General features: G+C 63.6%; 23 protein-coding genes. 9 read left to right on the top strand and 14 right to left on the bottom strand.

The genetic code is table 11. The annotated features are described in order from the left end of the window. Positions 1 to 59: 59 nt before the first annotated feature. On the top strand, positions 60 to 392 hold the full coding sequence (locus tag L610_RS15035) for an antibiotic biosynthesis monooxygenase (RefSeq protein WP_144706059.1): 333 nt from the start codon (positions 60 to 62) through the stop codon (positions 390 to 392). A gap of 148 nt (positions 393 to 540) precedes the next feature. Here L610_RS15035 and L610_RS15030 read toward each other — a convergent pair whose 3' ends face one another. Next, positions 541 to 1,050: a single-stranded DNA-binding protein gene (locus L610_RS15030; protein ID WP_144706057.1), complete on the bottom strand. Its 510-nt coding sequence runs from the start codon at positions 1,048 to 1,050 to the stop codon at positions 541 to 543. An 827-nt stretch (positions 1,051 to 1,877) separates the two neighbouring features. On the opposite strand from L610_RS15030, the gene uvrA reads away from it, so the two are divergent. Then, on the top strand, positions 1,878 to 4,802 hold the full coding sequence (gene uvrA, locus L610_RS15025; RefSeq protein WP_144706055.1) for an excinuclease ABC subunit UvrA: 2,925 nt from the start codon (positions 1,878 to 1,880) through the stop codon (positions 4,800 to 4,802). 10 nt (positions 4,803 to 4,812) lie between these two features. Continuing rightward, positions 4,813 to 5,619 carry a DUF72 domain-containing protein gene (locus L610_RS15020; RefSeq protein ID WP_144706053.1) on the top strand — a complete coding sequence of 269 codons (807 nt, stop codon included), beginning with the start codon at positions 4,813 to 4,815 and terminating at the stop codon, positions 5,617 to 5,619. Here L610_RS15020 and L610_RS15015 read toward each other — a convergent pair. Further along, positions 5,614 to 7,083, bottom strand: coding sequence for an NAD(P)H-hydrate dehydratase (locus tag L610_RS15015; protein WP_144706051.1), 1,470 nt, complete (start codon positions 7,081 to 7,083; stop codon positions 5,614 to 5,616). The two genes, L610_RS15020 and L610_RS15015, sit on opposite strands and share 6 nt — an antisense overlap. A gap of 246 nt (positions 7,084 to 7,329) precedes the next feature. Here L610_RS15015 and L610_RS15010 point away from each other — a divergent pair, with 246 nt between their 5' ends. Both L610_RS15010 and glnA read left to right on the top strand, forming a co-directional pair. Continuing rightward, positions 7,330 to 7,668: a P-II family nitrogen regulator gene (locus tag L610_RS15010; RefSeq protein WP_024847560.1), complete on the top strand. Its 339-nt coding sequence runs from the start codon at positions 7,330 to 7,332 to the stop codon at positions 7,666 to 7,668. Positions 7,669 to 7,711: 43 nt separating this feature from the next. After that, a complete protein-coding gene (glnA, locus tag L610_RS15005) occupies positions 7,712 to 9,121 on the top strand; it encodes a type I glutamate--ammonia ligase (RefSeq protein ID WP_024847559.1) in 1,410 nt (469 codons plus the stop codon). 815 nt (positions 9,122 to 9,936) lie between these two features. On the opposite strand, the gene L610_RS15000 is transcribed toward glnA, so the two are convergent. Beyond that, positions 9,937 to 10,971, bottom strand: coding sequence for a glutamine synthetase beta-grasp domain-containing protein (locus tag L610_RS15000; RefSeq protein WP_144706049.1), 1,035 nt, complete (start codon positions 10,969 to 10,971; stop codon positions 9,937 to 9,939). Positions 10,972 to 11,333: 362 nt separating this feature from the next. Here L610_RS15000 and L610_RS14995 point away from each other — a divergent pair, with 362 nt between their 5' ends. After that, positions 11,334 to 11,522, top strand: a complete 189-nt coding sequence (locus L610_RS14995) for a DUF2735 domain-containing protein (RefSeq protein ID WP_186441511.1) — start codon at positions 11,334 to 11,336, stop codon at positions 11,520 to 11,522. 45 nt (positions 11,523 to 11,567) lie between these two features. Here L610_RS14995 and L610_RS14990 read toward each other — a convergent pair whose 3' ends face one another. From L610_RS14990 to L610_RS14980, 3 genes are all read right to left on the bottom strand, one after another. Beyond that, entirely contained in the window at positions 11,568 to 12,059 is a 492-nt protein-coding gene (locus L610_RS14990; RefSeq protein ID WP_024847556.1) for an Lrp/AsnC family transcriptional regulator, read from the bottom strand. Between the two features lie 100 nt (positions 12,060 to 12,159). Continuing rightward, positions 12,160 to 12,789 carry a uracil-DNA glycosylase family protein gene (locus tag L610_RS14985; protein WP_144706045.1) on the bottom strand — a complete coding sequence of 210 codons (630 nt, stop codon included), beginning with the start codon at positions 12,787 to 12,789 and terminating at the stop codon, positions 12,160 to 12,162. Beyond that, the gene (locus L610_RS14980) at positions 12,789 to 13,400 is read right to left on the bottom strand and encodes a glutathione S-transferase family protein (RefSeq protein WP_144706043.1); all 612 of its coding nucleotides are present in this window, start codon (positions 13,398 to 13,400) and stop codon (positions 12,789 to 12,791) included. The genes L610_RS14985 and L610_RS14980 overlap by 1 nt, the downstream gene beginning before the upstream one ends. A 251-nt stretch (positions 13,401 to 13,651) precedes the next feature. Here L610_RS14980 and L610_RS14975 point away from each other — a divergent pair, with 251 nt between their 5' ends. Further along, positions 13,652 to 15,190, top strand: coding sequence for a HAMP domain-containing sensor histidine kinase (locus tag L610_RS14975; RefSeq protein ID WP_144706041.1), 1,539 nt, complete (start codon positions 13,652 to 13,654; stop codon positions 15,188 to 15,190). 12 nt (positions 15,191 to 15,202) lie between these two features. Here the strand turns inward: L610_RS14975 and L610_RS14970 are convergent, their stop codons facing one another. Beyond that, entirely contained in the window at positions 15,203 to 16,150 is a 948-nt protein-coding gene (locus L610_RS14970; protein ID WP_144706039.1) for a nicotinate-nucleotide--dimethylbenzimidazole phosphoribosyltransferase, read from the bottom strand. 156 nt (positions 16,151 to 16,306) lie between these two features. Here L610_RS14970 and L610_RS14965 point away from each other — a divergent pair, with 156 nt between their 5' ends. Continuing rightward, positions 16,307 to 17,560, top strand: coding sequence for a cyclopropane-fatty-acyl-phospholipid synthase family protein (locus tag L610_RS14965; RefSeq protein ID WP_144706037.1), 1,254 nt, complete (start codon positions 16,307 to 16,309; stop codon positions 17,558 to 17,560). Positions 17,561 to 17,604: 44 nt separating this feature from the next. On the opposite strand, the gene L610_RS14960 is transcribed toward L610_RS14965, so the two are convergent. The 6 genes from L610_RS14960 to L610_RS14935 all read right to left on the bottom strand — a co-directional run bounded on the left by L610_RS14960 (position 17,605) and on the right by L610_RS14935 (position 23,700). Further along, on the bottom strand, positions 17,605 to 19,572 hold the full coding sequence (locus L610_RS14960; RefSeq protein WP_144706035.1) for a bifunctional 2',3'-cyclic-nucleotide 2'-phosphodiesterase/3'-nucleotidase: 1,968 nt from the start codon (positions 19,570 to 19,572) through the stop codon (positions 17,605 to 17,607). Between the two features lie 186 nt (positions 19,573 to 19,758). Then, complete coding sequence (locus L610_RS14955; protein ID WP_024847549.1) at positions 19,759 to 20,316, bottom strand: OmpA family protein; 558 nt, start codon at positions 20,314 to 20,316, stop codon at positions 19,759 to 19,761. A 116-nt stretch (positions 20,317 to 20,432) separates the two neighbouring features. Next, positions 20,433 to 20,975 (bottom strand): N-acetyltransferase, encoded by a 543-nt coding sequence (locus L610_RS14950; protein ID WP_144706033.1) that lies wholly within the window; start codon positions 20,973 to 20,975, stop codon positions 20,433 to 20,435. After that, positions 20,976 to 21,827 (bottom strand): 3-mercaptopyruvate sulfurtransferase, encoded by an 852-nt coding sequence (gene sseA, locus L610_RS14945; protein ID WP_024847547.1) that lies wholly within the window; start codon positions 21,825 to 21,827, stop codon positions 20,976 to 20,978. It lies immediately after the preceding gene. 95 nt (positions 21,828 to 21,922) lie between these two features. Next, positions 21,923 to 22,666 (bottom strand): alanyl-tRNA editing protein, encoded by a 744-nt coding sequence (locus tag L610_RS14940; protein ID WP_024847546.1) that lies wholly within the window; start codon positions 22,664 to 22,666, stop codon positions 21,923 to 21,925. Continuing rightward, the gene (locus L610_RS14935; protein WP_144706031.1) at positions 22,666 to 23,700 is read right to left on the bottom strand and encodes a cysteine synthase A; all 1,035 of its coding nucleotides are present in this window, start codon (positions 23,698 to 23,700) and stop codon (positions 22,666 to 22,668) included. The genes L610_RS14940 and L610_RS14935 overlap by 1 nt, the downstream gene beginning before the upstream one ends. Before the next feature lie 149 nt (positions 23,701 to 23,849). Between L610_RS14935 and L610_RS14930 the strand changes: the two genes are divergently transcribed. After that, positions 23,850 to 24,665: an SDR family NAD(P)-dependent oxidoreductase gene (locus L610_RS14930; protein WP_144706029.1), complete on the top strand. Its 816-nt coding sequence runs from the start codon at positions 23,850 to 23,852 to the stop codon at positions 24,663 to 24,665. Here L610_RS14930 and L610_RS14925 read toward each other — a convergent pair. Then, on the bottom strand, positions 24,655 to 25,857 hold the full coding sequence (locus tag L610_RS14925; RefSeq protein ID WP_144706027.1) for an MFS transporter: 1,203 nt from the start codon (positions 25,855 to 25,857) through the stop codon (positions 24,655 to 24,657). The two genes, L610_RS14930 and L610_RS14925, sit on opposite strands and share 11 nt — an antisense overlap. Between the last annotated feature and the right edge of the window lie 6 nt (positions 25,858 to 25,863).

The following is a 25,863-nucleotide window of genomic DNA, read 5'->3' as shown; positions in this document are numbered from 1 at the left end:
CTTTTTGACAATATGTTGTCAATCTGATTTAATCAAGCGGTCGGTTGAAGGAGAACGCCATGTCTGCCTCCCCCCTTTATCGCGTCGACAAGTTCATCGTCCCGCCGCAGTCGCTCGACCGCTTTCTCGAGCGGGTGAAGAAGACCCATGACGCGCTGGACCAAGCCGATGGCTGCGAGCGGAACCTGATCCTCGAACAGTTCGATGGACCGGGGCAGTTCAACGTCGTCACCTTCGTACAGTGGCGTGACGAGGCCGCCTATAAAGCGGCGCGTCAGGCCGCCCTCGCCCGCCAGACTGCCGAAGGCTTCGACCCGCAGGCCTTCATAAAGGAGCTGGGGGTCATGGCTGACATCGCCGTCTATCGCAGCGGTGGAGCTGTGGTGGCGTAAGCCGGGACCGTTACCTCTGGCCTACGCACCGGTAACGCTGACTTCGACTGCCGCGAAAATGCCATTCCAATGCAAAAAGCCCCGCCGGATGATCGGCAGGGCTTTCGTGGCTGCAGGCGCAGCCCTCTTTCAGAAGCCTGAGACGTTCTTAGAACGGAATCTCGTCGTCGAGGTCGCGCGAGTAGCCGCCACCGCCGCCGCCGCCCGAGCCGCCGCGATCATCGCCGGCGCCGGAGTAGCCGAAGTCACCACCACGGCTGCTGCCCTGGCCGCCACGGTCATAGCCGACCTGGCCGCCGCCCTCGCCGCGGCTGTCGAGCATCTGCAGCTCGCCGCGGAATTTCTGCAGCACAACCTCGGTCGTGTACCGGTCTTGGCCCTGCTGGTCGGTCCACTTGCGGGTCTGCAGCGAGCCCTCCACGTAAACCTTCATGCCCTTCTTAAGATACTGCTCCGCGACCTTGGCAAGGTTGTCGTTGAAGATCACGACATTGTGCCACTCGGTCTTTTCGCGGCGCTCGCCCGACATCTTGTCGCGCCAGGTCTCCGAGGTTGCGATGCGGAGATTGACGACCGGATCACCCGAATTCAGGCGCCGGATTTCGGGATCGGCGCCCAGATTTCCTACCAGAATGACCTTATTCACACTGCCGGCCATGACTCTCTCCTGCGCTCGTCCGAAACCAAAGAAATGTTCTGCACCTTAGAACAAGTGGGCCGGCGGTGCGCCGCCCGCTTCGGGGCCGGCGCATCTCGTCCACAGTTATATTGTTCGCTCTTTGTTCTTTACCAGATCATTGACCTGGCAGCAACCATGGTGCTGCGAACTCCCACACTCGCCAGCAAAAGATAGGGCCCCGCCGATCACTCAAGATCCAGACGGGGCCATAGGAACCTCTGTTCCCTGTACCGGCACGGAACTGCCGGAATTAATTCGGATGCGTCTCGGGCCGCTGCCCGAAGATCCGACTATGAGCCAAATTGTGGGTGAAGCAGTAGCCAACTCCGCTGGTTCAAGCGGGCCAGCGCCACAAATCCAGGGTTTGGACTACTGTGGCTTCGCTACGGGGCGAAGCCTATAACGTTGGTCAGGCGGGGTCATGCCTCCCTCCGTGCTAGGTTTCATCCTGTGTTGGTGGCTTCAAGCTGAGCCGCATACCTCGCGCCTCCGAGGTTTCTGCGAGCGGTAGCTCCGCGAGCTCATCCAACAGGTGTGAGTCTAAGATGCCGTGTCGCAAGGTCAACCCGCAAAGGGTCGAGCGAAACAATTCGTGATCCCCGACTGTTCCTCCGGGCGGGCTCCTGCCATAACACTGTCAGGAAGTCGTTCGCTCTCTGTTCTTTTTTCTTGCGCTTCGGGCTGGAACGCGCGAGAAGCTCTATCCGCCTACCTCGGTCAGGCTCGACGGGGAGCATCACAAGTACCATATAGGTTCGGCCGGTCCGATGCCGGCCTCAACCACCTGGCAGGGCGACGGACGGCTCATGGCTGACCATAAATTCATTTCCATCCACGGCGCGCGCGAGCACAACCTCAAGAACATCGATCTGGACCTGCCGCGTGACAGCCTGATCGTGATGACGGGACTATCGGGCTCCGGCAAGTCGTCGCTCGCCTTCGACACGATCTACGCGGAAGGCCAGCGCCGCTATGTCGAGAGCCTCTCGGCCTATGCGCGCCAGTTCCTCGAGATGATGCAGAAGCCGGACGTCGACCAGATCGACGGCCTGTCGCCGGCAATCTCCATCGAGCAGAAGACGACGTCGAAGAACCCGCGTTCGACGGTCGGCACCGTCACCGAGATCTACGACTACATGCGCCTGTTGTTTGCGCGTGCGGGCGTGCCCTACTCGCCGGTCACCGGCCTGCCGATCGAGAGCCAGACGGTCAGCCAGATGGTCGACCGCATCCTTGAGCTCGAGGAAGGCACGCGCCTCTATATCAGCGCGCCGATCGTGCGCGGCCGCAAGGGCGAATACCGCAAGGAATTCGCCGAGCTGCAGAAGAAGGGCTTTCAGCGCGTCAAGGTCGACGGCACCTATTACGAGATCGCTGATGTTCCCGCGCTCGACAAGAAGTACAAGCATGACATCGACGTGGTGGTCGACCGCCTTGTGGTGCGCAGCGACATCGCTTCGCGCCTTGCGGACTCGCTGGAAACCGCGCTGCGGCTCGCGGATGGCCTCGCCATCGCCGAGTTCGCGGACAAGCCGCTGCCGGCTGACCAGACCAGCGCCGACGGCGTGAACAAGTCGAAGAACGACACGCACGAGCGCATCCTGTTCTCCGAAAAGTTCGCCTGCCCGGTTTCGGGTTTCACGATCCCGGAGATCGAGCCGCGCCTGTTCTCGTTTAATAACCCGTTTGGCGCCTGCCCTGCCTGTGACGGCCTCGGTTCGCAGCGCGCCATCGACCCGAACCTCGTCGTTCCCGAAGAGCACGTCTCGCTGCGCGAGGGCGCGATCGCCCCGTGGGCGAAGTCCTCTTCGCCCTATTACCTGCAGACGCTGGAAGCGCTCGGCAAGGCCTACGGCTTCAAGGTCGGCGACCGCTGGCGCGATCTGAGCGAGGAAGCCAAGCACGCCATCCTGCATGGCACCGGCGACCGCAAGATCGAGTTCTCGTACGACGACGGCACCCGCGCCTACAAGACGACGAAGACCTTCGAGGGCGTCGTCACCAATCTCGACCGCCGCTGGAAGGAGACCGACTCCGCCTGGATGCGCGAGGAGATCGAGCGCTACATGTCGGCGACGCCCTGCCCTGCCTGCAACGGCTATCGCCTGAAGCCGGAGGCGCTGGCGGTCAAGATTGGTGGGCTGCACATCGGCCAGGTCACTGAAATGTCGATCCGCAAGGCGGACGAGTGGTTCCGTGGGCTGCCCGGCCTCTTGTCCGACAAGCAGAATGAGATCGCGGTGCGCGTTCTCAAGGAGATCCGCGAGCGCCTGCGCTTCCTGAACGACGTAGGCCTCGACTACCTCACGCTGTCGCGCAACTCGGGCACACTGTCGGGCGGCGAGAGCCAGCGCATCCGCCTCGCCTCGCAGATCGGTTCGGGCCTCACCGGCGTGCTCTACGTGCTGGACGAGCCGTCGATCGGCCTGCACCAGCGCGACAACGCGCGGCTGCTCGACACGCTGAAGCACCTGCGCGACCTTGGCAACACCGTCATCGTCGTCGAACACGACGAGGACGCGATCCTGCACGCCGACTACGTGGTCGACATCGGTCCGGCTGCCGGCGTCCATGGCGGCCAGGTGGTGGCGCAGGGCACCCCCTCCGAGATCATGGCCAACCCGAACTCGCTCACCGGCAAGTACCTGTCGGGCGAAATGGGAATTGCCGTGCCGGGCGAACGCCGCAAGCCCAAGAAGGGCAAGTACATCCGCGTCGTCGGCGCCCGTGGCAACAACCTGAAGAACGTGACGGCGGAAATTCCGCTCGGTACATTCACGGCCGTGACCGGCGTGTCCGGCGGCGGCAAGTCGACCTTCCTGATCGAGACGCTGTTCAAGGCGGCATCGCGCCGCATCATGGGATCGCGCGAGCACCCCGCCGACCACGACCGGATCGAGGGTCTCGAATTCATCGACAAGGTCATCGACATCGACCAGTCGCCGATCGGTCGTACGCCGCGCTCGAACCCGGCAACCTATACCGGCGCCTTTACCCACATCCGCGACTGGTTCGCGGGACTGCCGGAGGCCAAGGCGCGTGGCTACCAGGCGGGCCGCTTCTCGTTCAACGTCAAAGGCGGCCGCTGTGAAGCCTGCCAGGGCGACGGCGTCATCAAGATCGAGATGCACTTCCTGCCGGACGTGTACGTGACCTGCGACGTCTGCCACGGCAAGCGCTACAACCGCGAGACGCTCGAGGTGCAGTTCAAGGGCAAGTCGATCGCCGACGTGCTCGACATGACCGTGGAGGAAGGCGTTGAGTTCTTCTCGGCAGTTCCGGCGGTGCGCGACAAGCTGGCGACGCTGCACAAGGTGGGCCTCGGCTACATCCGCATCGGCCAGCAGGCGACGACGCTGTCAGGCGGCGAGGCGCAGCGCATCAAGCTCGCCAAGGAACTGTCCCGCAAGGCGACCGGCAAGACGCTCTACATCCTCGACGAACCGACGACGGGCCTTCACTTCCACGACGTCGCGAAGCTGCTCGAGCTGCTGCAGGAGCTGGTCGACCAGGGCAACACCGTGGTCGTCATCGAGCACAACCTTGAGGTCATCAAGACCGCCGACTGGCTGCTCGACCTTGGTCCTGACGGTGGCGACGGCGGCGGCGAGCTGGTAGCAGCCGGCACGCCGGAGGACGTCGTCGCCGAGCCGCGCAGCTACACCGGCCAGTTCCTGAAGGAGCTGCTGGAGCGGCGACCGGGCATCAAGCGGCCGGAAGCGGCCGAATAGGGAGAACGGAATGGCGAAGTCGGGAGAGATTCGTGCCGGCATGGGCGGCTGGACCTTCGAGCCCTGGGACGAATCCTTCTATCCTGACAAGCTTCCGAAATCCCGGCAGCTGGAATATGCCGCCCAGCAGGTGCGGACCATCGAAGTCAACGGCACCTACTACTCGACCTTCAAGCCGGCGACCTACGCGAAGTGGGCCGCCGAGACGCCCGACGGCTTCGTCTTCTCAATCAAGGCGATCCGCTATTCGACAAACCGCAGAGTGCTGGCCGAAGCGGGAGAGTCCGTCGCAAAGTTCCTCAGCTCGGGGATCAGCGAGCTGGGCGACAAGCTTGGGCCGATCCTCTGGCAATTCGCGCATACGAAAAAGTTCGACCCCGACGATTTCGAGGGGTTTCTCAAGCTGCTGCCCGACAAGCAGGACGGCGTTCCGCTGCGCCACGCGCTGGAGGTGCGGCATGACAGCTTCATCTCGCCGGACTTCGTCGCGCTGGCGCGCAACTATGGCGCGGCGATCGTCTACGCCCATCACGACACCTATCCAGAAATCGCCGACGTCACCGGCGGCTTCGTCTATGCCCGCCTGCAGCGCGGCAAGGACGACAACGAGCATTGCTATGCCGACGCGGAGCTAAAACGCTGGGCCGAACGGGTGAAGGAATGGGCGGCGGGCGGCCAGCCGGACGAGCTGCCCTATGCGGATCCGTCGACGAAGGCGGAGAAGAAGCCGCGCGACGTGTTCGTCTACTTCATCCACGAGGGCAAGGTCCGCGCCCCGCACGGCGCGATGGCACTGCAAAAAGCCGTTAACCTATAGCAACTCGCCAAGCAGCGGCGGCAGCAGCCCCGGCAAGTCTTCGGCGATGAGGCCGGGACCGAAGCGCGAGGCGGCCTCCGCGTGAAGCCAGACGGCAGCGCATGCAGCCGCCCACGCTGGCATTCGCTGAGCGGCAAGGCCTGCAATGATTCCGGCCAGCACGTCGCCGGACCCGGCTGTCGCCAGCCACGGCGTGCCGTTGGCGTTGATGGCGGCGCGACCGTCCGGCGCCGCAATGACCGTGTCCGGCCCTTTCAGGACGACCACCGCGCCTGAAAGCGCCGCGGCCTCTCGTGCCCGCTCCAGCTTGGAGGTGCCCGGGATTTCAGGGAACAGGCGGGCGAACTCGCCCTCATGCGGCGTCAGCACCACCTCGCGCGCCGACTGCCCGATTGCGGAAAACAACGCCTGAGGCTCCTCGCGAAATGCGGTGATGCCATCTGCGTCAAGCACGAGTAGGCCTTTGCCTGATTGCTCCAGCACCGCCAGCACCATCTCGCGGACGGGCCGGCGCAGGCCATAGCCGGGACCGAGCACGATCGCCTCCGGCTCCCGGTCGGAGAAGGTTTCGCGCAGGTCATCGGCATCATCGACCTTGCGCAGCATGATCGAGGTCAGGTGCGCGGCGTTGGTCGATATCGCGCTGGCTGGCGAATAAACCGTCGTGGCCCCTGCCCCGGCACGAGCGGCAGCCATCGCCGACAGGCGGGCGGCACCCGTCGAGGATGTGCCTCCCGAGAAGACCGCGGCATGGCCGCGCGAGTATTTGTGCTGGTCGCGGTTGGGGCGCGGGAAGGCATGGCTCCAGAGCTCCGGGCGGTTGACGAAGGTTTTCGGCCGGATCGCCTCCAGCACCTCGTCACGAATGCCGATGTCGACCACCAGCGTCTCGCCGCACAGGCTGCGGCCCGGCTCCAGCAGGTGCCCCGGCTTCAGGCGGAAGAAAGTGACCGTCAGTTCGGCCTCAAAGGAGGTTCCAAGGGGCATGCCGGTCTCGCCCGACAGGCCGGAGGGAAGGTCGACGGCCACCACGCGGGCACCGGCATCGCTACAGGCCGCTGCCACTTTCGCGACTACTCCATCCAGCCCGCGCGACAGGCCGGCGCCATAGAGCGCGTCGACAACCACATGCCCCTTCTCCGGCGCAAAGCTTTCGAGCAGTTCCGCCCGGAGCGGACAATCGCGAGCCGCAAGCCCCGCATCGCTGCCGCTTCGTGGCGTACCATAGGCAAAGAGGCGGACGCCAACACCCGCCTCGGCCAGCAACTGCGCGACCACATAGCCGTCGCCGCCATTGTTGCCGGGACCGGACAGCACGTCGAAGGAAGGCGCGTCGGGATAGCGGCGCAGCAACTCGGCGGCGATCGCGCTTCCAGCGTTGCGCATCAGGCCGTAGCCGTCGAATGGTCCGCGCTCGATCGTCAGGCGATCAGCTTCTGCCATTTCTGTAGGCGTCAGCAGCATGACAGAATTGCCTATTGCATGAGCACTTTGCATACTATTTCATCACTCCCCAAGCCCACCGCATATGCACCCCAGGCAGCTACGATGCCTGACGCGATGCGGCAGGCCGGCTAATCGTTGCATTTCCTGCGGTTACGCAGCCGTGCCACGCTAGCATGTCGCTTCGCCGGATTGGCATGCTTCCTGCATTCATGTCGGCGAAGCGGGACCTGACATCCTCTTTATCCCACCGGAGGCTACCAGCGCATGAAAAAGATCGAGGCGATCATCAAGCCCTTCAAACTCGACGAGGTGAAGGAAGCCCTTCAGGAAGTCGGGCTTCAGGGTATCACCGTCACCGAGGCCAAGGGCTTTGGCCGCCAGAAGGGCCACACCGAGCTGTACCGCGGTGCCGAGTACGTCGTCGACTTCCTCCCGAAGGTGAAGATCGAAGTCGTGCTGGCCGATGAGAACGTGGAAACGGCGATCGACGCAATCCGCAAGGCCGCCCAGACGGGCCGCATCGGTGACGGCAAGATCTTCGTCTCCAACGTCGAGGAAGTTGTCCGCATCCGCACCGGCGAGACCGGCGTCGACGCCATCTGACGTCTGCCGCAACAAGAACGAATTTTTCACAGGGAAACAGGAAATGACGACAGCCGCTGATATCATGAAGCAGATTGCCGACAACGAAGTAAAGTTCGTCGATCTCCGCTTCACCGACCCCAAGGGCAAGCTGCAGCACGTCACGATGGACGTGATCGCAGTCGATGAGGACATGTTCGCTGATGGCGTAATGTTCGACGGCTCCTCGATCGCAGGCTGGAAGGCAATCAACGAGTCCGACATGGTCCTGATGCCGGATCCGGAAACGGCTCACATGGACCCGTTCTTCGCACAGTCGACCATGGTCATCATGTGCGACATCCTCGACCCGGTCTCGGGCGAGGCCTACAACCGCGACCCGCGCGGCACGGCCAAGAAGGCTGAGGCCTATCTGAGGGCCGAGGGCATCGGCGACACCGTCTTCGTCGGTCCGGAAGCTGAATTCTTCGTCTTCGACGACGTCAAGTACAAGGCCGACCCGTACAACACCGGCTTCAAGCTCGACTCCAGCGAGCTGCCGTCCAACGACGACACCGACTACGAGACCGGCAACCTCGGCCACCGTCCGCGCGTCAAGGGCGGCTACTTCCCGGTTCCGCCGATCGACAGCCTGCAGGACATGCGCTCCGAGATGCTGAGCGTCCTGTCCGAGATGGGCGTCGTGGTCGAAAAGCACCACCACGAAGTTGCTGCCGCACAGCACGAGCTCGGCATCAAGTTCGACACGCTGGTGCGCAACGCCGACAAGATGCAGATCTACAAGTACGCCGTGCACCAGGTCGCCAATGCCTACGGCAAGACCGCGACCTTCATGCCGAAGCCGATCTTTGGCGACAACGGCTCGGGCATGCACGTCCACATCTCGATCTGGAAGGAAGGCAAGCCGACCTTCGCAGGCAACGAGTATGCTGGCCTTTCCGAAAACTGCCTGTACTTCATCGGCGGCATCATCAAGCACGCGAAGGCGCTGAATGCCTTCACCAACCCGTCGACCAACTCCTACAAGCGTCTGGTCCCGGGCTATGAGGCTCCGGTGCTGCTGGCCTATTCGGCACGCAACCGCTCGGCTTCCTGCCGCATCCCGTTCGGCTCCAGCCCGAAGTCGAAGCGCCTCGAAGTCCGCTTCCCGGACCCCACGGCGAACCCGTACCTCGCCTTCGCTGCGATGCTGATGGCCGGCCTCGACGGCATCAAGAACAAGATCCACCCGGGCCAGGCGATGGACAAGGATCTGTACGACCTGCCGCCGAAGGAGCTCAAGAAGATCCCGACCGTCTGCGGCTCGCTGCGTGAAGCTCTCCAGAGCCTCGACAAGGACCGCGGCTTCCTCAAGGCCGGCGGCGTGTTCGACGACGACCAGATCGACTCCTACATCGAGCTGAAGATGGCCGAGGTCATGCGCTTCGAGATGACCCCGCACCCGGTCGAGTTCGACATGTACTACTCGGTCTGATCCGGACCGGATTTCAGATTAATGAGCCGGCGGAGGCAACTCCGCCGGTTTTTTTGTTTTGGGATTGGACACCTCCAACCGGGCTCGAATGATGAAACGCGGTACAGGGGCCGATTGTGGGGCGCCCGTACCTCGCGGCGGCGGCAAGTCTCTCGACATGCCATTCTGCACGCTGGTTCGACGGATAGGTTCCGGAATGGATCCTCGGGTCTAGCCCGAGGATGACGAAGGTGGAGATGCTCTCTCCAGCAAGTCGGACGGACCATCGCCGCCACGCTGGATAATTCAGCGAGTGGAGAAAGTTTGCGCAAGCGCCAAAAAGGGAAGCGGAAGAAGACTTGGCGGAGGCCTCTAGCCGAGCGTGCCGCCGATTACGATTACATTGCTAAAGCGCATGATCTCGGTGAGCATCTCGGCCGGGCCCATTATCAGCAGCGTTGAAGCAGGAACGACAGCGACATCGTCCCGGACACATCTGAAGCTTCGTCATCCTCGGCCTTGAGCCGAGGATCCATGCCTGAACCGTCACGAGGGGCACAGCGCTTCAACTCCGCGCCCCTTCCCGCTACTGCGCCCCCCCATGCCAATTGATCCCGCCTCTCCAGCGAGGTCCGTTACCTGAACACGGAGCCGCAGGCCGCACGCGCCGTGCTGACCGCGATGCCCAACAATGCCCCCTCAGCCCGACGAAGACCATCTGCCCGTCCCGCTTCTCCGGCCCGATCATCCCGCCCCAAAACAGTTCAGGCCCGGCGTTGCCGCCGGGCCTGTTGAGCGTTCCCCTGCTCTTTTTCGGTGCGTTGTCTTGGGAGGACTTACGCTGCCTTGACTGCCGGAAGCGCGACTTCCGAGATCGTCTTCAGGATGCGCGAAGCGATCTGGTACGGGTCGCCCTGCGAGTTCGGACGACGGTCTTCCAGGTAGCCCTTGTAGCCGTTGTTGACAAAGGAGTGCGGGACGCGGATCGAAGCGCCGCGGTCAGCAACGCCGTAGCTGAACTTGTTCCATGGAGCGGTCTCGTGCTTGCCGGTCAGGCGCTTGTCGTTGTCCGGACCGTAGACGGCGATGTGCTCCATCAGGTTCTTGCCGAACTGCGCCATCAGAGCCTCGAAGTACTCCTTACCGCCGACTTCGCGCATGTACTTCGTGGAGAAGTTGCAGTGCATGCCCGAGCCGTTCCAGTCGGTGTCGCCAAGCGGCTTGCAGTGCCACTCGATATCGATGCCGTACTTCTCGGTGAGCCTCATCAGCAGGTAGCGAGCGACCCACATCTGATCAGCAGCGGTGCGCGAGCCCTTACCGAAGATCTGGAATTCCCACTGGCCCTTGGCGACTTCGGCGTTGATACCCTCGTGGTTCAGGCCAGCGGCAAGACACTGGTCGAGGTGCTCCTCAACGATCTGGCGCGCGACGCTGCCGACGTTCTTGAAGCCGACGCCGGTGTAGTACTCACCCTGCGGTGCCGGGTAGCCGTGCTCCGGGAAGCCAAGCGGACGGCCGTCCTTGTAGAAGAAATACTCCTGCTCGAAGCCGAACCATGCGTCCTCGTCGTCGAGGATGGTCGCACGCTTGTTCGACGGATGCGGGGTGACGCCGTCCGGCATCATGACCTCGCAGAGGACGAGCACGCCGTTGGTGCGAGCCGGGTCCGGGTAGTGTGCAACCGGCTTCAGCACGCAGTCCGAGGAGTGGCCTTCCGCCTGCTGGGTGGAGGAGCCATCAAATCCCCAAAGCGGCAGCTGCTCCAGCGTCGGGAACTCGGCGAATTCCTTGATCTGCGTCTTGCCGCGCAGGTTCGGAACCGGCGTGTAGCCGTCGAGCCAGATGTATTCGAGCTTATACTTCGTCATTTGAGCCTCTCATGCCGCTCTTAGTCTTTTGTTCCTGCCCGGCGGGCCCCACCGGCCGTCCGGGCGTTCGCTAAGAGAAATGCAAGGGGCGTGCCAGTTTCAAATCGAGGCCTAAAAGCCCGCTAAGCCCGTGGATTCACTAGGAATCCGGCGGGCCGAGGGTTTTGGTTTGTCCGGGCGCTGGACCGCCCCCTCATGCATAGAAGAAAATCAGTCTGCTTATAAAATGTGCAACGACGCTTCCGCGAGCATCGACCGACAGCAGTATCGTGGAACAATTTATGTGCAATCTTGTTGATCGGGGCGGGGCAAGGCGTATTCTGTGCCCTAGCGGAATGCCTGCAACTGGAAGGACCGTCGTAATGAAGTACGGAACCCAGACCCCGAGCAGCGGCAAGACTGCCCAGATCATCGACTTTCGGAAGGCACTGCTCGGCCGCCGTCAGCTACTGCAGCCTAAGATGCCGACCGAGGTTTCGCGCGCCGTGGCAGACAGCGAATGCTGGTACCACGACGAAGCTCTCAAGGAAGAAATGAAGAAGGCGGACTGACGTTTTGTCAGCCGCCCCGCTATGCCCGCAAGCTCAAGCTGCGGCTCAGGCTGCATTCGCGCCCGTCTCCTTGTCCAGGACGAGATAGTCGAGCGGCAGCTGCGTCGTGTACTTGATCTGCTCCATCGCGAAGGAGGACGAGACGTCGCGGATCTCGATCTTCGCGATCAGGCGCTTGTAGAAGGCGTCGTATGCCGCGATGTCCGGCACCACGACGCGCAGCAGATAATCGACGTCACCGCTCATACGGTAGAACTCGACCACCTCCGGAAATTCCTGGATCACCTCCGAGAAGCGCTTTAGCCACTCGATGCTGTGGCTGTTTGTGCGGATGGAGACGAACACGTTTACACGCGTGTTCACCTTGGCCGGGTCGAGGATCGCAACGCGGCGCTGAATGACGCCTTCCTCTTCCAGCTTCTGGATGCGCCGCCAGCACGGCGTCGTCGACAGGCCGACTTTCTTGGCGACGTCGGCCACGGCAAGCGTGGAGTCTTCCTGCAGAAGGCGCAGAATTTTTCTGTCGAGACGATCCATGAGGGGGCTCCGCTAGAATAATTACCCTATTCTGGTCGCGAAACTATACCTCGACAAGAAAAATTTTCTCATAACGAGACCTCATTTCAGCACGTGTGCGTTACTCGCGACGCTGCAGGCGCATCGCTATTTCGGTTCGCAGCACCGGCAGCAATTCTTCGGTGAACCACGGGTTGCGCTTGAGCCAGGCTGTATTGCGCCAGGACGGGTGCGGCAGCGGCAGCACCCGGGGCGTTACATTGCGCATGAAAACAGCGCGCCAGTTGGCAACCGTATCGGTCAGGTTTGCCTTGCGCTCGTCTGGCATGTGCCAGGCCTGCGCGTACTGGCCGATGACAAGCACGAGACCCACTTGCGGCATTAGCTGCATCAGCCGCGCCCGCCAGGTGACGGCGCATTCGCGCCGCGGCGGCAGATCGCCTCCCCTCGCATCCTGCCCCGGGAAGCAGAATCCCATCGGCGCGATCGCGAAGTTGCGCGTGTCGTAGAACTCGTCCGACGTCACACCGAGCCATTCCCGCAGGCGGTCGCCGGAGCGGTCGGTGAACGGCACCCCGCTGGCGTGCACCTTTGTACCGGGAGCCTGCCCGGCAATCATGATCTTCGCCTCCGACGAGGCCATCACCACTGGGCGCGGCTCGTGCGGCAGCGGCGGGCCGGCGAAAGGGACGTCGCGGCAGATCCGGCAGGCGCGTATTTGCGCTACTAGGTCCTCGAGTTCAGGTGTCATCACGCCTTGGCGCTGGGCCGCGCGGCAAGCTGCGCGTGCCAGCGACGCACATAGGTAAATTCCTCCGGCATCTGAATCTTTGCCGGTTTCATGAAGTCTACCGCAATCATGCCGGTAATGTCGGCAATGGAGAAGCCGTCACCGGCCGCAAATTCACGATTGGCCAGTTCGCCGTCGAGAAAGGCGAGGAAGTCGAGCACCTTCGGCCGGTTCGCCTCGCCCCATTCGGCGACCTGCGGGACCTCCCAGTCCTTCATGGCCGGATGGGTGTGGCGGAAGGCATGAGCGACGCGAAGGAACAGGTCGAGCTCCATCCGCCGCTGCCATTCCTCGACCCGTGCACGCTCCAGCGCGCTGCGGCCGAACAGGGCAGGTTCGGGATGCAGTTCCTCGAAGTAGCGGCAGATGGCGACGGACTCGGTGAGCACCGTGCCGTCATCAAGCTCCAGCACGGGCAGGCGCTGCATCGGGTTCTTCTGCGCGATGTCCGGTCCACGGTGCGCCATCGCGCCCATGTCGACGGGTACCAGCGGCACCTCGATGCCCTTCTCCGCCAGGAACACGCGCACCCGGCGCGGATTGGGCGCCTTGCCTCCGTCGTACAGCTTCATCTTTTCCTCCCGCTACAGGCCCTCTCCCGCGACGCGGCGAGCTAGCCATGAACCTCTCTTCCTGAAGCGAGCATGAACAACGCGCGCAATCAACCTCATTCACGGAGAGAAGGGTCACATGCGCCCAGAACGGCGGAATTCCGCAGGTCATTGCGGGGTTTGCCAAGGATTGTGCCGGTCGAAGATGAAGTTTCTTAATCATTGCCGGCTAGCGTGAGAGCGGTACAACTCAGGCAGGCTGTCCGCAGGCAATGGCGCTGCAAAGCTCGACCATCGCTGACAAGAACATTGTGGATCGCACCAAGGTGCACCGCAACGGCGATGTCGTACGCGCCATCAAGAAGACACGCGACAAGCTCTCGCAGCAGGCCGGCAATCCGGCCTATGACCGTGAACTGCTCAAGCTCCATGCACGGTCGATCTCCAACAGCACCATCGCCATCCCGATCCTGGTGCTCGGCATCCTGTCGGGCGGGCTACTCGCCGGCCTCGGCAGCAACATCATCATCTGGGCGCTGATCACCATCTGCAGCTACGCGGGCCTTGCGCTCATCGCGCGACAGGTCGACCAGGCGGACATTGCTGACCTTAAACCTGAACAGGTGCGTCGCGGCTTCCTGCTCGGCCACCTCGTCAGCAGCATCGGCTGGACCTATTTCGCGTGGCTGGAGTGCGCCGAGAGCCAGATCGACCAGTTTCCGGTGCTGCAGGCGGTGATCCTGCTGATGGCTGTTGCCGCGACGGCGATCATCTCTTCCGCGCTCTCGGGCGCGCTGGTCACAACCTTCGTCATCCCAATCGGCGTGTTTGCGGTGACGCTTGCACTCAACCACCCATGGGAGCCGGTTGAAGCGATCATGGCAGCGGTTCTCATCATCTCGCTGCCGTTCTTCTCCTACGTCGCCGGTCACCTGCACCAGTCGACGCTGATGCTGCTGTCGTTCCGGTCGGAGAAGGATGCGCTGATCGCGGAGCTTGAGACGGCGAATGCCATGAGCGACGAGGCACGCCGCCGCGCCGAGGAAGCAAACCTTGCCAAGTCGCGCTTCCTCGCCACCATGAGCCACGAGCTGCGTACGCCGCTCAACGCCATCCTCGGCTTCTCCGAGGTGATGGCAAACGAGGTGCTCGGTCCGCTGCAGAACGACACCTACAAGGAATACGCGAACGACATCAACAGCTCGGGCCGGCACCTCTTGCACCTGATCAACGAGATCCTCGACCTCTCCCGCATCGAGGCCGAGCGCTACCAGCTGACCGAAGAGCCCGTCTCGCTGCCGGCGGCGGTGGAGGAGTGCTGCCACCTGATGGAGTTGAGGGCGCGCAACAAGGACATCCGCATCGTCCAGCAGTACGAGCCGACCCTGCCGCGCCTGTTCGCGGACGAACGCTCGCTGCGCCAGATCACGCTGAACCTGCTTTCCAACGCCATCAAGTTCGCGCCAAGCGGCAGCGAAGTTCTGGTGCGCGYSGGCTGGACCGCCGGCGGCGGCCAGTATGTGGCGGTGAAGGACAATGGTCCGGGCATTCCGGATGAGGAAATCCCGATCGTGCTGTCGGCCTTCGGCCAGGGCACCATCGCGATCAAGAGCGCGGAACAGGGTACCGGCCTCGGCCTGCCGATCGTGCAAGGCCTGATGAAGCTGCACGGGGGCGAGTTCCAGCTACGCTCGAAGCTGCGCGAGGGGACGGAAGCCATTGCGATCTTCCCGCCCCACCGCGTGATGGAAGAACTGCCTGCCCTTCCCGTCGACGAGCCCGCGGCAGCTCCGCGCCGCCGCGTCGCCTAGTCTTTCGGGCGATCAGCCCCGGATCACCATTCCCGAGTGGATCAGTGCCGCGTTCTTGATGAGGTCGGCTGCCAGGGCGGCTGCCATACCCTCGCCGTCGCCGAGATGCAGGTACAGAAGCGGCGCAAGGCCCATCTTCTTGGCGGCCAGCGCCATGCCCGGTTCGGTCGAGATGTGCGAAAGGATGCAGTGGTCGATCGCGGTCGGCTCTGCCGCCTTCAGGATGGCGGCTGCAGCGAGGGCCGCGTAGCCGTCGAGAACGACCGGGATCTTTTCCATGCGCGCGGCGAGGATGGCGCCAGCCATCGCCGCGATCTCGCGGCCACCAAGACGGCGCAGCGCCTCAAGCGGATCCTTGAGGTTCGCGCCGTGAAGCGCCAGCGCTGCGGCGACAACCTGCGCGCCTTCCTCGTTCGAGGCCCACTGCGATGGCTCGCCACCGAAGATGGCAGCCATGATCGCCGCAGCCGAAACATTGCTGCCGATGCCGACACCCGCGACGCAGGCGAGGTCGATGCCGCCCGCGATTGCTTCCATGCCGAAGGCCATGGTGGCCGCGCAGCCGCGCTCGTCCAGCGCCGGCTCAACGGCGATGTTGCCGACCGGCAGGTGCAGGGCGAGGTCAAAAATCTTCAGGCCAAGGTCGTGCGCCGCGCAGATCTGGTTGACGGCAGCACCTCCAGCCGCGGCGTGCTCGACCATTGCCTGGGTCTGCTGGACGCCCGGCTTCGCAAGGCCGTGCGTGCCCGCAAACAGCGCGACCAGCGGGCGCAGTACCTGCGGATCGCGGCCCGTCCAGGCGGCAAGCCACTCGGCAACGCGGCCGAGGCGGCCGAGTGCCGGGCCCTGCGCCGACAGCTGCTGGTTGCGGCCTGCAGCACGCTCCCGCGCCCGCTCGTCGGGTCCCGGCATTGATTTCAACAGGTTACGGTAATCGTCAAAAGGCAGACCGGTGGTCATGTCGGCTCCGGTAGTGAGGGGTTGGCGAGGGAATACCCCCTCAAAGCCGCTGGCACAATGGCACTGGCGCCTGCTCTCTTGATGTTAGCGCCCATGCCGTGGAAAACTCGCCAGAAAAAAGAGCCGGTCTACGGCTTGCAGAGAGAGGGGAATGCGATGCCGGAAGGGACGCCGACACCGGAGCCCAGGAAGGGGCTCAAGCTGACCAGGGAAAATTTCGAGGAGGTCGTGCAACCGTTGCCGCGGCGCGCGCGCTTCGTGCTTGGCGTCGTCATGCAACTTCCGCGCGGAACGCTGACGGTGACCACGCCTGAGGGGCTCGTGCTCGAGCTTGGCGGCAACGGTCCCGGCCCGCATGCCGAGCTCATCCTGCACAACTGGAAGCTGCCTTCGCGCGCCTTCACCGCCGCGACCATCGGCGTGGCCGAGTCCTACATCGACCGTGACTGGGACAGCCCGGACGTCACCACGCTGCTCGAACTCTTCGTCATCAACGAAGAGGCTGGCGAGACGCTGGCAGGCGGGTCAAACTGGCTGCTCACCATGATTCAGCGCGTGCGCCACTGGCTGAACGAGAACACGAAGTCAGGCTCCCGGCGCAACATCGCCGCGCACTACGACCTCGGCAACGGCTTCTACCGGCAGTGGCTCGACAACTCGATGACCTATTCCTCGGCGCTTTATGCCGAAGGAGCCAATGATCTCGAAAGCGCGCAGCTGGCCAAGTACCGCGCACTGGCTCGCGACACCGGCATCGGTCCGAACGACCATGTGCTCGAAATCGGCTGCGGCTGGGGCGGCTTCGCCGAGTTCGCCGCTCGCGAGATCGGCTGCAAGGTGACCGGCCTCACCATCAGCCGCGAGCAGTACGATTTCGCGCGCCAGCGCATGTTCGATGCCGGGCTCGCCGACAAGGTCGACATCAAGCTTCAGGACTACCGCGACGAGACCGGCAAGTACGACCGTATCGCGTCGATCGAGATGTTCGAGGCGGTCGGTGAAAAGTACTGGCCGGTGTTCTTCGGCAAGGTGCGCGAGTGCCTGAAGGCGGGCGGCTCGGCCGGCATGCAGATCATCACCATCAAGGAGTCGGTGTTCGACAGCTACCGCGTGCGGCCTGACTTCATCCAGCGCTATGTATTTCCGGGCGGGATGCTGCCCACCCCGGCCATCCTCAAGCAGCTCGGCTCGCAGCACGGCCTCACGCTCGCGCGCGAGCGCATCTTCCCGCAGGACTATGCCCGCACGCTCGCCGAATGGCGCGAGCGCTTCTGGACGGCATGGGAGAAGATCGTACCGCTAGGCTTCGACGACCGCTTCAAGCGGCTGTGGGAGTTCTACCTGCACTACTGTGAGGCAGGCTTCCGCGCCGAGTACATCGACGTTCGGCAGGTGATCTACAAGGCGTAACGGGCAGCGGCCGGGACGACAGCGCGCCCCGGCCCGTCCGTTTCTCAGAGCGTGATGCGGTACTTCGCGAAACCGCCCTCGCCGTCACCGGCAGCCTCGATCCTCACGCCCTCGACCTTGCCGATGAAGGCGGCCGCCTTCGGCCCCGTCTCGAAAAGCACTGTGGTTCCTTCAAGCGGCCCGAACGACCAGTTCGCGTCTGCCGACGGATTGATGGTGCCCTGCTCGACGATGTAGCGGACGATGACGTCGCGGTTGGTGTCGGGCGCTTCGAACACCACCTTGTCCGGGCCGATCTCCGGGAAGCTGCCGCCGCCGCCAGCGCGATAATTGTTCGTCGCGACGACGAAGCGAGCTTCGGGGTCGATCGGCTTACCGTCAAACTGCAGGTCGACGATGCGGCTTGCCTCCGGGTTCGCGACTTCGCCCTTCGGCGTGTACTTGGGCGGCTGCGACAGGTCGATCTTGTAGGTCACGCCGTCGATGACGTCGTAGTTGTAGGACGGGAAATCCGGGTTGATCAGCGGCTGGTCCTGTTTGCCGGGTTCGACCTGGTTGAAGATGCCGGCAGACATTTCCAGCCATTCCTTTACCTGCGCGCCGGTGATGACCACTGCTTGGACGGTGTTGGGATAGAGGTAGAGGTCGGCGACGTTGCGGATCGCGATGTCGCCCGCCGGAACGTCGGTGTAGTAGTCCGGACCGCCGCGGCCGCCGGCCTTGAACGGAGCCGCAGCCGAGAGGACCGGCAGGTTCTTGTACTGCGTGTCCTTCAGCATGTCGGAGATGTACCAGGTCTGCGCCTTGGAGACGATCTGCACTGACGGGTCGTCCGCCACCAGCGCGAAGTAGGAATGCAGTGGCGCCGAGGTCTTGCCGACCGGCGCACGGACGTAGGCCAGCGTCGCCTCATGGAACGGCCGCGCTGCGTCCTCGACCTCCTTCTTGCTCTCGACCAGCGGCTGGTTCTTGCCGTCGACGCGCTCGGAGATTGGCCGCGCCTCGCTGGTCGAGGAGACGACCTTCCACGTATTGCCATCCCGCTCGAGCAGGAGGTCAAGCAAGCCGAGATGCGAGCCCCAGAAGCCGCCCATCACGCCGGGCTTGCCGTTGACGGTACCGGCCGCGATGTCCACTCCCTCTACGCCCTCGAACTGCGGGCCGGGGAAGACCAGGTGGCTGTGGCCGGTGACGATCGCGTCTATGCCCTCGACGCCGGCGACGTGGATCGAGGCGTTTTCGAGATACTCTTCATATTTGGCGGGCCCCATGCCGGAGTGGGACATGGCGATGATGATCTCGGCGCCCTCCTCCTTCATCTGCGGCACCCAGGCTTCAGCCGCCTTGACGATGTCGCGCGCCTCGACATTGCCGGCGAGATGGCGGGAATCCCAGTTCATCACCTGCGGCGGCACGAAGCCGATCAGGCCGATGCGGATCGGGTGCTCGTTGCCTGCGCCGTCCTTCAGCTTGCGGTCGAGGATGATGTAGGGCTTGAGCAGCAGGTCGTCGTCGCGCGCATTGGCGGCGAGCTTGCCCTTGGCGATGTTGGCGCAAACAACCGGGAAGTTTGCGCCGGCGATCGTCTTTTCGAGGAAGCCCAAGCCATAGTTGAATTCGTGGTTGCCGAGGGTCGAGGCCTCATAACCGAGCACGTTCATTGCGGCGATGATCGGATGGATGTCGCCGTCCTTCATGCCCCGCTCATAGGCGATGTAATCGCCCATCGGGTTGCCCTGCAGGAAGTCACCATTGTCGATCAGCAGCGAGTTGGTCGCTTCGGCGCGGATCGCGTCCATGATCGATGCCGTGCGCGCGAGCCCCATCGTGGGGTTCTCGCGGTCGGCGTAGTAATCGTATGGAAAGACGTGAACGTGGAGGTCCGTCGTCTCCATGATCCGGAGATGGGCTTGGTTGGCCTGCGCCCTCGCCGAGAAAGGATGCATGACGACAAGCGCGCCTGCAGCGGCGGAACCGGTCAGAAAAGTACGTCGGGACACTGCAACTGGCATTTTCCTCTCCTCTTGAACGCTTCATCTGGCCCTGTCAGGCGCTTGACTGTCGCGCTGCCTTGAAATCCAGTCCAGCACTTTCGCATGACACAGAATTGAATCCTTCCGCAGCGAAAGTACTCAAGCAAAAAGCCCGCCGGGAGGGTCCGGCGGGCAAGCTCAGAGACAGGGAAGCAGGAGGGAAAATTAGCGGAGGAACTGGTCGATACGGCGGATGGTGACGCGGCGGTTCTGCCAGCTGTCGCCCTGCGTGTTCACCAGCAGGTATTCCTCGCCATAGCCGACGGTCTCCAGGGCGCGCGGCGAAATGCCGAACTCGCGGACCAGAATCTGGCGCAGCGAAGCGGCGCGGCGTTCCGAAAGATCGAGGTTCGACTCCCACGATCCGACCGCATCGGTGTGGCCCTCGATGAGGAAGCGGGCACGCGGGTTGCGATCAATGATGCGGCGGAGCGCGATGCCAATTTGCTCGACCTTCGGATACTGCGAGGCCGGAATGGTCGCCGAGCCGGTCGCGAAATTGATCGACTGAATGTCGATCGACGGGGCAGCGCGGCGCAGTTCCGGCCGGCGCTTGAACTCGTTGATGGTCACGCGGCGCTGCGGCGGCACCTGCATGCGCGGTTGCCGCTCGAGCTCGCGGAAGATGCGATCTGCGGACGGCATTTCACGAGGCTGTGCCATGGCCGCGGTAGGAGCGACCAGGGCAGCGACAAGACCGGCAATGACGAAACGACGGTTCATGGATGTCTCCTTCCGAAAAAGCTGGATTGTGGTGAGACTATCTGCGGTGGCGACTGAAGCGACCCTGAATGCGTTGTTGTCTGGCATTCAGCTTCGTTAACAGCGCAGGTGAGTAATCACAGCCAGGGCTCAACCTCTTCCTGCGACCAGGCAAAGGGCGTGAAACCCATCCGCTGGTAGAGCTGCAGGGCGCGCGGGCTGTCGAGCGTGTTGGTATGGATCACGACGCGTTCGGGCGACTTCTCCCAGGCAGCGAAGATCCCATCGGAAAGGAAGAACTTGGACAGCCCCCTGCCCTGATATTCCGGCATGAGGCCGAAATAGAGAATCTCGGCCTCCGACGGCATGCGCGAGAAGTCCAGCTCTACGAAGCCGGCCGGACATCCGTCCACGTAGAGCACGTGGATTTCGGTGGTGTCGGCATTGATGAGGGCCGACAACTCCGCGTCCGGCTCGTTGCGTCGCATCATCCAGTGATGCGGCTTGCCGATCTCGCGGTAGAGATAGCGGTAGAAGGAAGCCGGCATGTTCCTGACGCGGAACACGGCAAGGCGCGGCCCCATCGGCATCTGCACCCGGTGCGGCGGCGGCGCCAGCATTTCGAGATGGGTGATGCGGGCGAGCAGCGTGCCGCCGCCCGGTCCGGACTCGTTGGTCATTCACTCGTTTCCAGTCACGACGGGCGTATCCTGACGCCCGCCCCATTCGCTCCATGAGCCGTCATAGAGCGCGTTATCCGTATGGCCGAGCGAGGTCAGCGCCAGCGTGATGATCGCGGCGGTGACGCCAGACCCGCACGACGTGACGACCGGGCGCGACAGGTCGAGGCCGGCAGCCACCAGGCGCTCCTTGAGCTCAGGCAGCGGCAGCAGCGTGCCGTCGCGCGTCAGCGACGTCACCGGTACGTTCCTCGCGCCCGGCATGTGCCCGGAACGCATACCGGGACGCGGCTCGGGCTCTTCGCCGGTAAAGCGGCCTGCCGAACGCGCATCGGCGATCTGTTTTGAACCGCTTTCGACGATCTTACGCATCTCGTCGAGCGAGACGACGCGCTCGGCGTCAAAGTCGACCTCGAAGAAGCTCGGAGCAATCTTCGTCGGTTCGCTCGTGACAGGACGGCCGTCGGCTTTCCAGCGATCGAAGCCGCCGGCGAGGATGTAGACTTCCCTCGCGCCCATGATGCGCAGCATCCACCACACGCGCGCAGCCGAAAACAGGCCGGGGCCGTCATAGACGACGATCGTATCCTTCTCGTCGATGCCCATCGCGGAAGCGTACTGGCCGAAGACGCCCGGGCGCGGCAGGGTGTGCGGCAGGTTGCTGCCCGGCTCCACCACCTTGTCCTGGTCGAAGAAGACCGCGCCCGGAATGTGGGCTGCATCGTATTCCTGGCGGCCGTCGCGGTTGTGCTGCGGCAGGTACCAGGAGGCATCGATGATCGTCAGTCCCGGCGTGCCGAGCCGTTCCTGCAGCCAGTCTGCCGACACCAAGAAGGGGCTGGTCTCACTCATCATACGCTCCGTTGCCTGTCCGCCGGAAAAGCCCGGCACATCCCGCTTCGACGCGGGCAGATTATGCGCCGGTGACTGATCCGGCAATGTGCGGATCAGGCCGCCGGCATTGGGCCAAAACGGATACGGAAGCGACGGTTCTCGCGCCCCTTCTTTTCGATCTTACCGATGTGGATCTCGCCCACCTCGGCCGTCGAGCGCACGTGCGTGCCGCCACAGGGCTGGGTGTCTACCTTGCCGTTTTCGCCGATGCCGACGAGCCGGATGCGGCCCGAGCCGACGGGCGGCCGCACGTTCTTCGACTTCACCAGCGACGGGTTGGCGATCAGTTCGTCATCGGTGATCCAGTTCACGAAGACCGGATGATCGGCACGCACGAGCTCCATCAGCCGCTCGCTGATGTCCTCTTTGGTGAAGCTGGCATCTGGAATGTCGAAGTCGACGCGCGAGTCGTCCTCGGCAACCGAAGCGCCGGTAATCGGAAAGGGGCAGACGACCGTCAGAAGGTGGCAGGCGGTGTGCATGCGCATCAGCCTGTGGCGGCGCTCCCAGTCAATCTCGCCGGTGACCTCGTCGCCGACCGCAAGCTGCGGCGCGCCGTCCACCGGCAGGTGGATGATGTCGTCCTTGGTTTCGCCCGTCACCGTGCCGGCAATGCGGATCTCGGTCCCGTCGGCACGGAGCAGGAAGCCGGTGTCGCCCGGCTGGCCGCCGGACGTCGCGTAGAACACCGTGCGGTCAAGCACGATGCCGCCCGTGGGCGTGATGTCGGCGACCTTCGCCGACATCGACTTCAGATAAGCATCGTCGCGGAATAGCGGCTCAGTCGTCGCAGCCATCAGGCCACCTGCTCGTACGGGACGTCGATTTCGACCTTCTTCTCGAGCCAGGTCGGAATCGGCAGGTTCTTGCTGCGCAGGAAGGCCGGGTTGAACATCTTCGACTGATAGCGGGTGCCGTAGTCGGCAAGGATCGTCACGATGCGATGGCCGGGTCCGAGGTCGCGGGCAAGACGGATCGCACCGGCGATGTTGATGCCCGAGGAGCCGCCGAGGCAGAGGCCCTCTTCCTGGATCAGGCGGAAAATGATCGGCAGCGCCTCGTCATCCGGGATCTGGTACGAGAAGTCCGGCCGGAAGCCTTCAAGGTTGGCTGTGATGCGGCCCTGGCCAATGCCTTCGGTGATCGAGTCGCCCTCGGCCTTGAGCTCGCCATTGGTGTAGAAGCTGTGGAGCGCCGCACCACGCGGATCGGCGAGACCGATCTTCACCGACTTGCTCTTCTCGCGCAGACCGGCAGCGATGCCGGCAAGCGTCCCGCCGGAGCCGACCGAAGCGACAAAGCCGTCGATCTTGCCATCGGTCTGCTGCCAGATTTCCTGAGCCGTGGTGACGATGTGGCCGTCGCGGTTGGCGACGTTGTCGAACTGGTTCGCCCAGATGGCGCCGTTCGGCTCGGTGCGTGCGAGCTGCTCGGCAAGACGGCCGGACAGCTTCACGTAGTTGTTCGGGTTGCGGTACGGCACCGCCGGAACCTCGATCAGCTCGGCGCCGAGCAGGCGAAGCGCATCCTTCTTTTCCTGGCTCTGAGTCTCCGGGATCACGATCACGGTGCGGTAGCCGAGTGCCTTGGCAACCAGGGTGAGGCCGATGCCAGTGTTGCCGGCCGTGCCCTCGACAATGACGCCACCGGGCCGCAGGAGGCCCTTCTTCTCGGCGTCACGGATGATGAACAGGCCGGCGCGGTCCTTGACCGACTGGCCGGGGTTCATGAACTCGGCCTTGCCAAGAATTTCGCAGCCGGTTTCCTCGGACGCGCGGTTGAGCCGGATCAGGGGCGTGTTGCCGATAACGTCAATCACTGAAGCGGTCATTTGCGCGTCCTTCCTGCTGCATGCGTTGGCGCGAAACTAGAAATGTGCGTGCGCGCTTTCAAGGTTGGTTTTTGCCCGCAGGCAGCTTATTCCGTAGAACAGTTTCTACCAGCATCTTCTCAGCAACGCTTCAACGGCTTTCCAGGCTTATGGCATTATACAGGGCGGCACCAGGAGACGGCGTAGCCTGGATCACAGGGGCTAGTACCGGAATTGGGCGCCAGCTTGCGCTTCACCTCGCAGACCAGGGGTTCGTCGTCGCGGCGACCGCACGTGATCAGGAGGGGCTCGCGCAGCTGGTAGATGAGTCGAAGTCGACGCGGGGGAAAATCGTCGAATACTTCTGCGACGTCACCGATGAGGCCGGCATGGAGAGCACGCTCTGCCGGATCGAGAAGGAACTCGGGCCGGTGGTGCTCGCCGTCTTCAATGCCGGCATCTACTCGCCAACGCTGGGTGAACGACTCGAGACGCTCAACTTCACCTCGACCTTCACCGTCAACGTGTTCGGCGTGCTGAACGGGCTGGTGCCGCTGGCCGACCGCATGCGCGACCGCGGCTTCGGGCAAATCGCGATCATCGGCTCGGTGACGGCCTATTTCGGCTTCCCGACAGCCGCCGCCTACGGCGCCACGAAGGCCGCGCTCAACAACATGGCACAGTCGCTGCGGCACGACTTCGACCGGCTAAACATCCGCCTGCAGATCATCAATCCGGGCTTCGTCGAAACGCAGCTGACGACGCGCTACCGCATCCCGATGCCGATGAAGATGACGGTCGAGGACGCAGCCTGCCGAATCGCGCGCGGGCTGCAGTCGGGCGGGTTCGAGGTGGCGTTCCCACGCCGACTCGTCTGGCTGATGAAGGCAATGCGTCTCCTGCCGATCGATGCCGCTCACGCCCTCATCCGGCGCATCACCGGATGGGACCGGCACCGGCTCAGCCGGCGCAAGGTCAGGCGCTAGCCTTCTTCTCTGGCCTCGCATCGCGCGCGAACAGGTAGATGACGAGCGCGATCGCCAGCAGCGCCACGTAGAACCAGAACAGCACGGAATAGGTCGCTGCAGGCTCGCCCTCGACCGCGGCGGCTGTTGCCACCGCGCCAGACGCGAACTGCACGACGCCCACCACGCCAATCGCAAAAAAGTTTAGGAGCGTGACGCCGCGGCCCGTGAGATGCGCCGGCACAAAGGCGCGTCCGTGCGCCATCAGCAGGCCGAAGCCCGAGCCGGTCAAGCCGATGATGACGAGAAGCACCGTGATGGTCGTGAGGTCCGCCAGCGGCTGCATGGCAAGGAATGCGAGCGCCACGAGTCCGATCGTGTTGCCAACGAAGGCAACCCACTTGCGTGTGCCGAATAGCGCGTCGAGCGGGCCATAGGCAAAGCTGCCGACGACCATCGCGATCGCCATGAAGAGCGTCACCTGACCGATCAGCATCGTGTCGGCGCCATGCACCTCAGACAGGAAGGGGCCAGCCCACAGACCGCGGATGCCGGCGGCCGCCACGTAGTTGAGGCCCATCAGCGGGAAGATCGCCCACAGGGCGCGAATGCGGAAAAGATCAATGTAGCCGGCAAAGCCGTTGTCTTCCGCAGCATGCCCGTCGCGCTTGGGATCGCTGACGAAGAGGATGATGGCGACCGCCACGGCGATCGTCAGGATGCCGAGCCCCATCATCACCGCACGCCAGCCCCAGGCATCCGCAGCGGCCGCCAGCGGCGACGCACCGACCACGTTACCGAGCGAGCCAAAGCCGACGAAGGACGAGATCAGCACCGCCATGTGCTTGGGCGACCAGGTGCGGGCGAAGATGTAGACGGAGGCCATCAGCACCGGCGAGCAGCCCATGCCGATCAGCACCATGGCGACGGTGATCATCCAGGGCGAGGTCGCAAAGGAGAACAGCAGCGCACCGCCACCGCCGCACACGCCCATCAGCGCCGCAGCGGTGCGCTTGGGGCCGTAGCGGTCAAGGCAGACGCCGACCACGAACTGCGACAGTGCGAAGGAAATGAACCAGGCGCCGGACGCGAGCGAAAGCTCGGCGTTGCTGGCGCCGAGATCAGCCGAGAGCGACGGCGTCAGGACGGCCAGAAACGAGCGATAGAATTGCGACAGAACGTATCCGATCGCCAGCGCAGCCAGTCCTGCCATGCGATT

It is taken from the genome of Aminobacter sp. J44, from assembly GCF_007829415.1.
Taxonomy (GTDB): Bacteria; Pseudomonadota; Alphaproteobacteria; order Rhizobiales; family Rhizobiaceae; genus Aerobium.
Note: the sequence above shows the minus strand (reverse complement) of the source record. Positions and strands in the feature narration are given on the sequence as shown.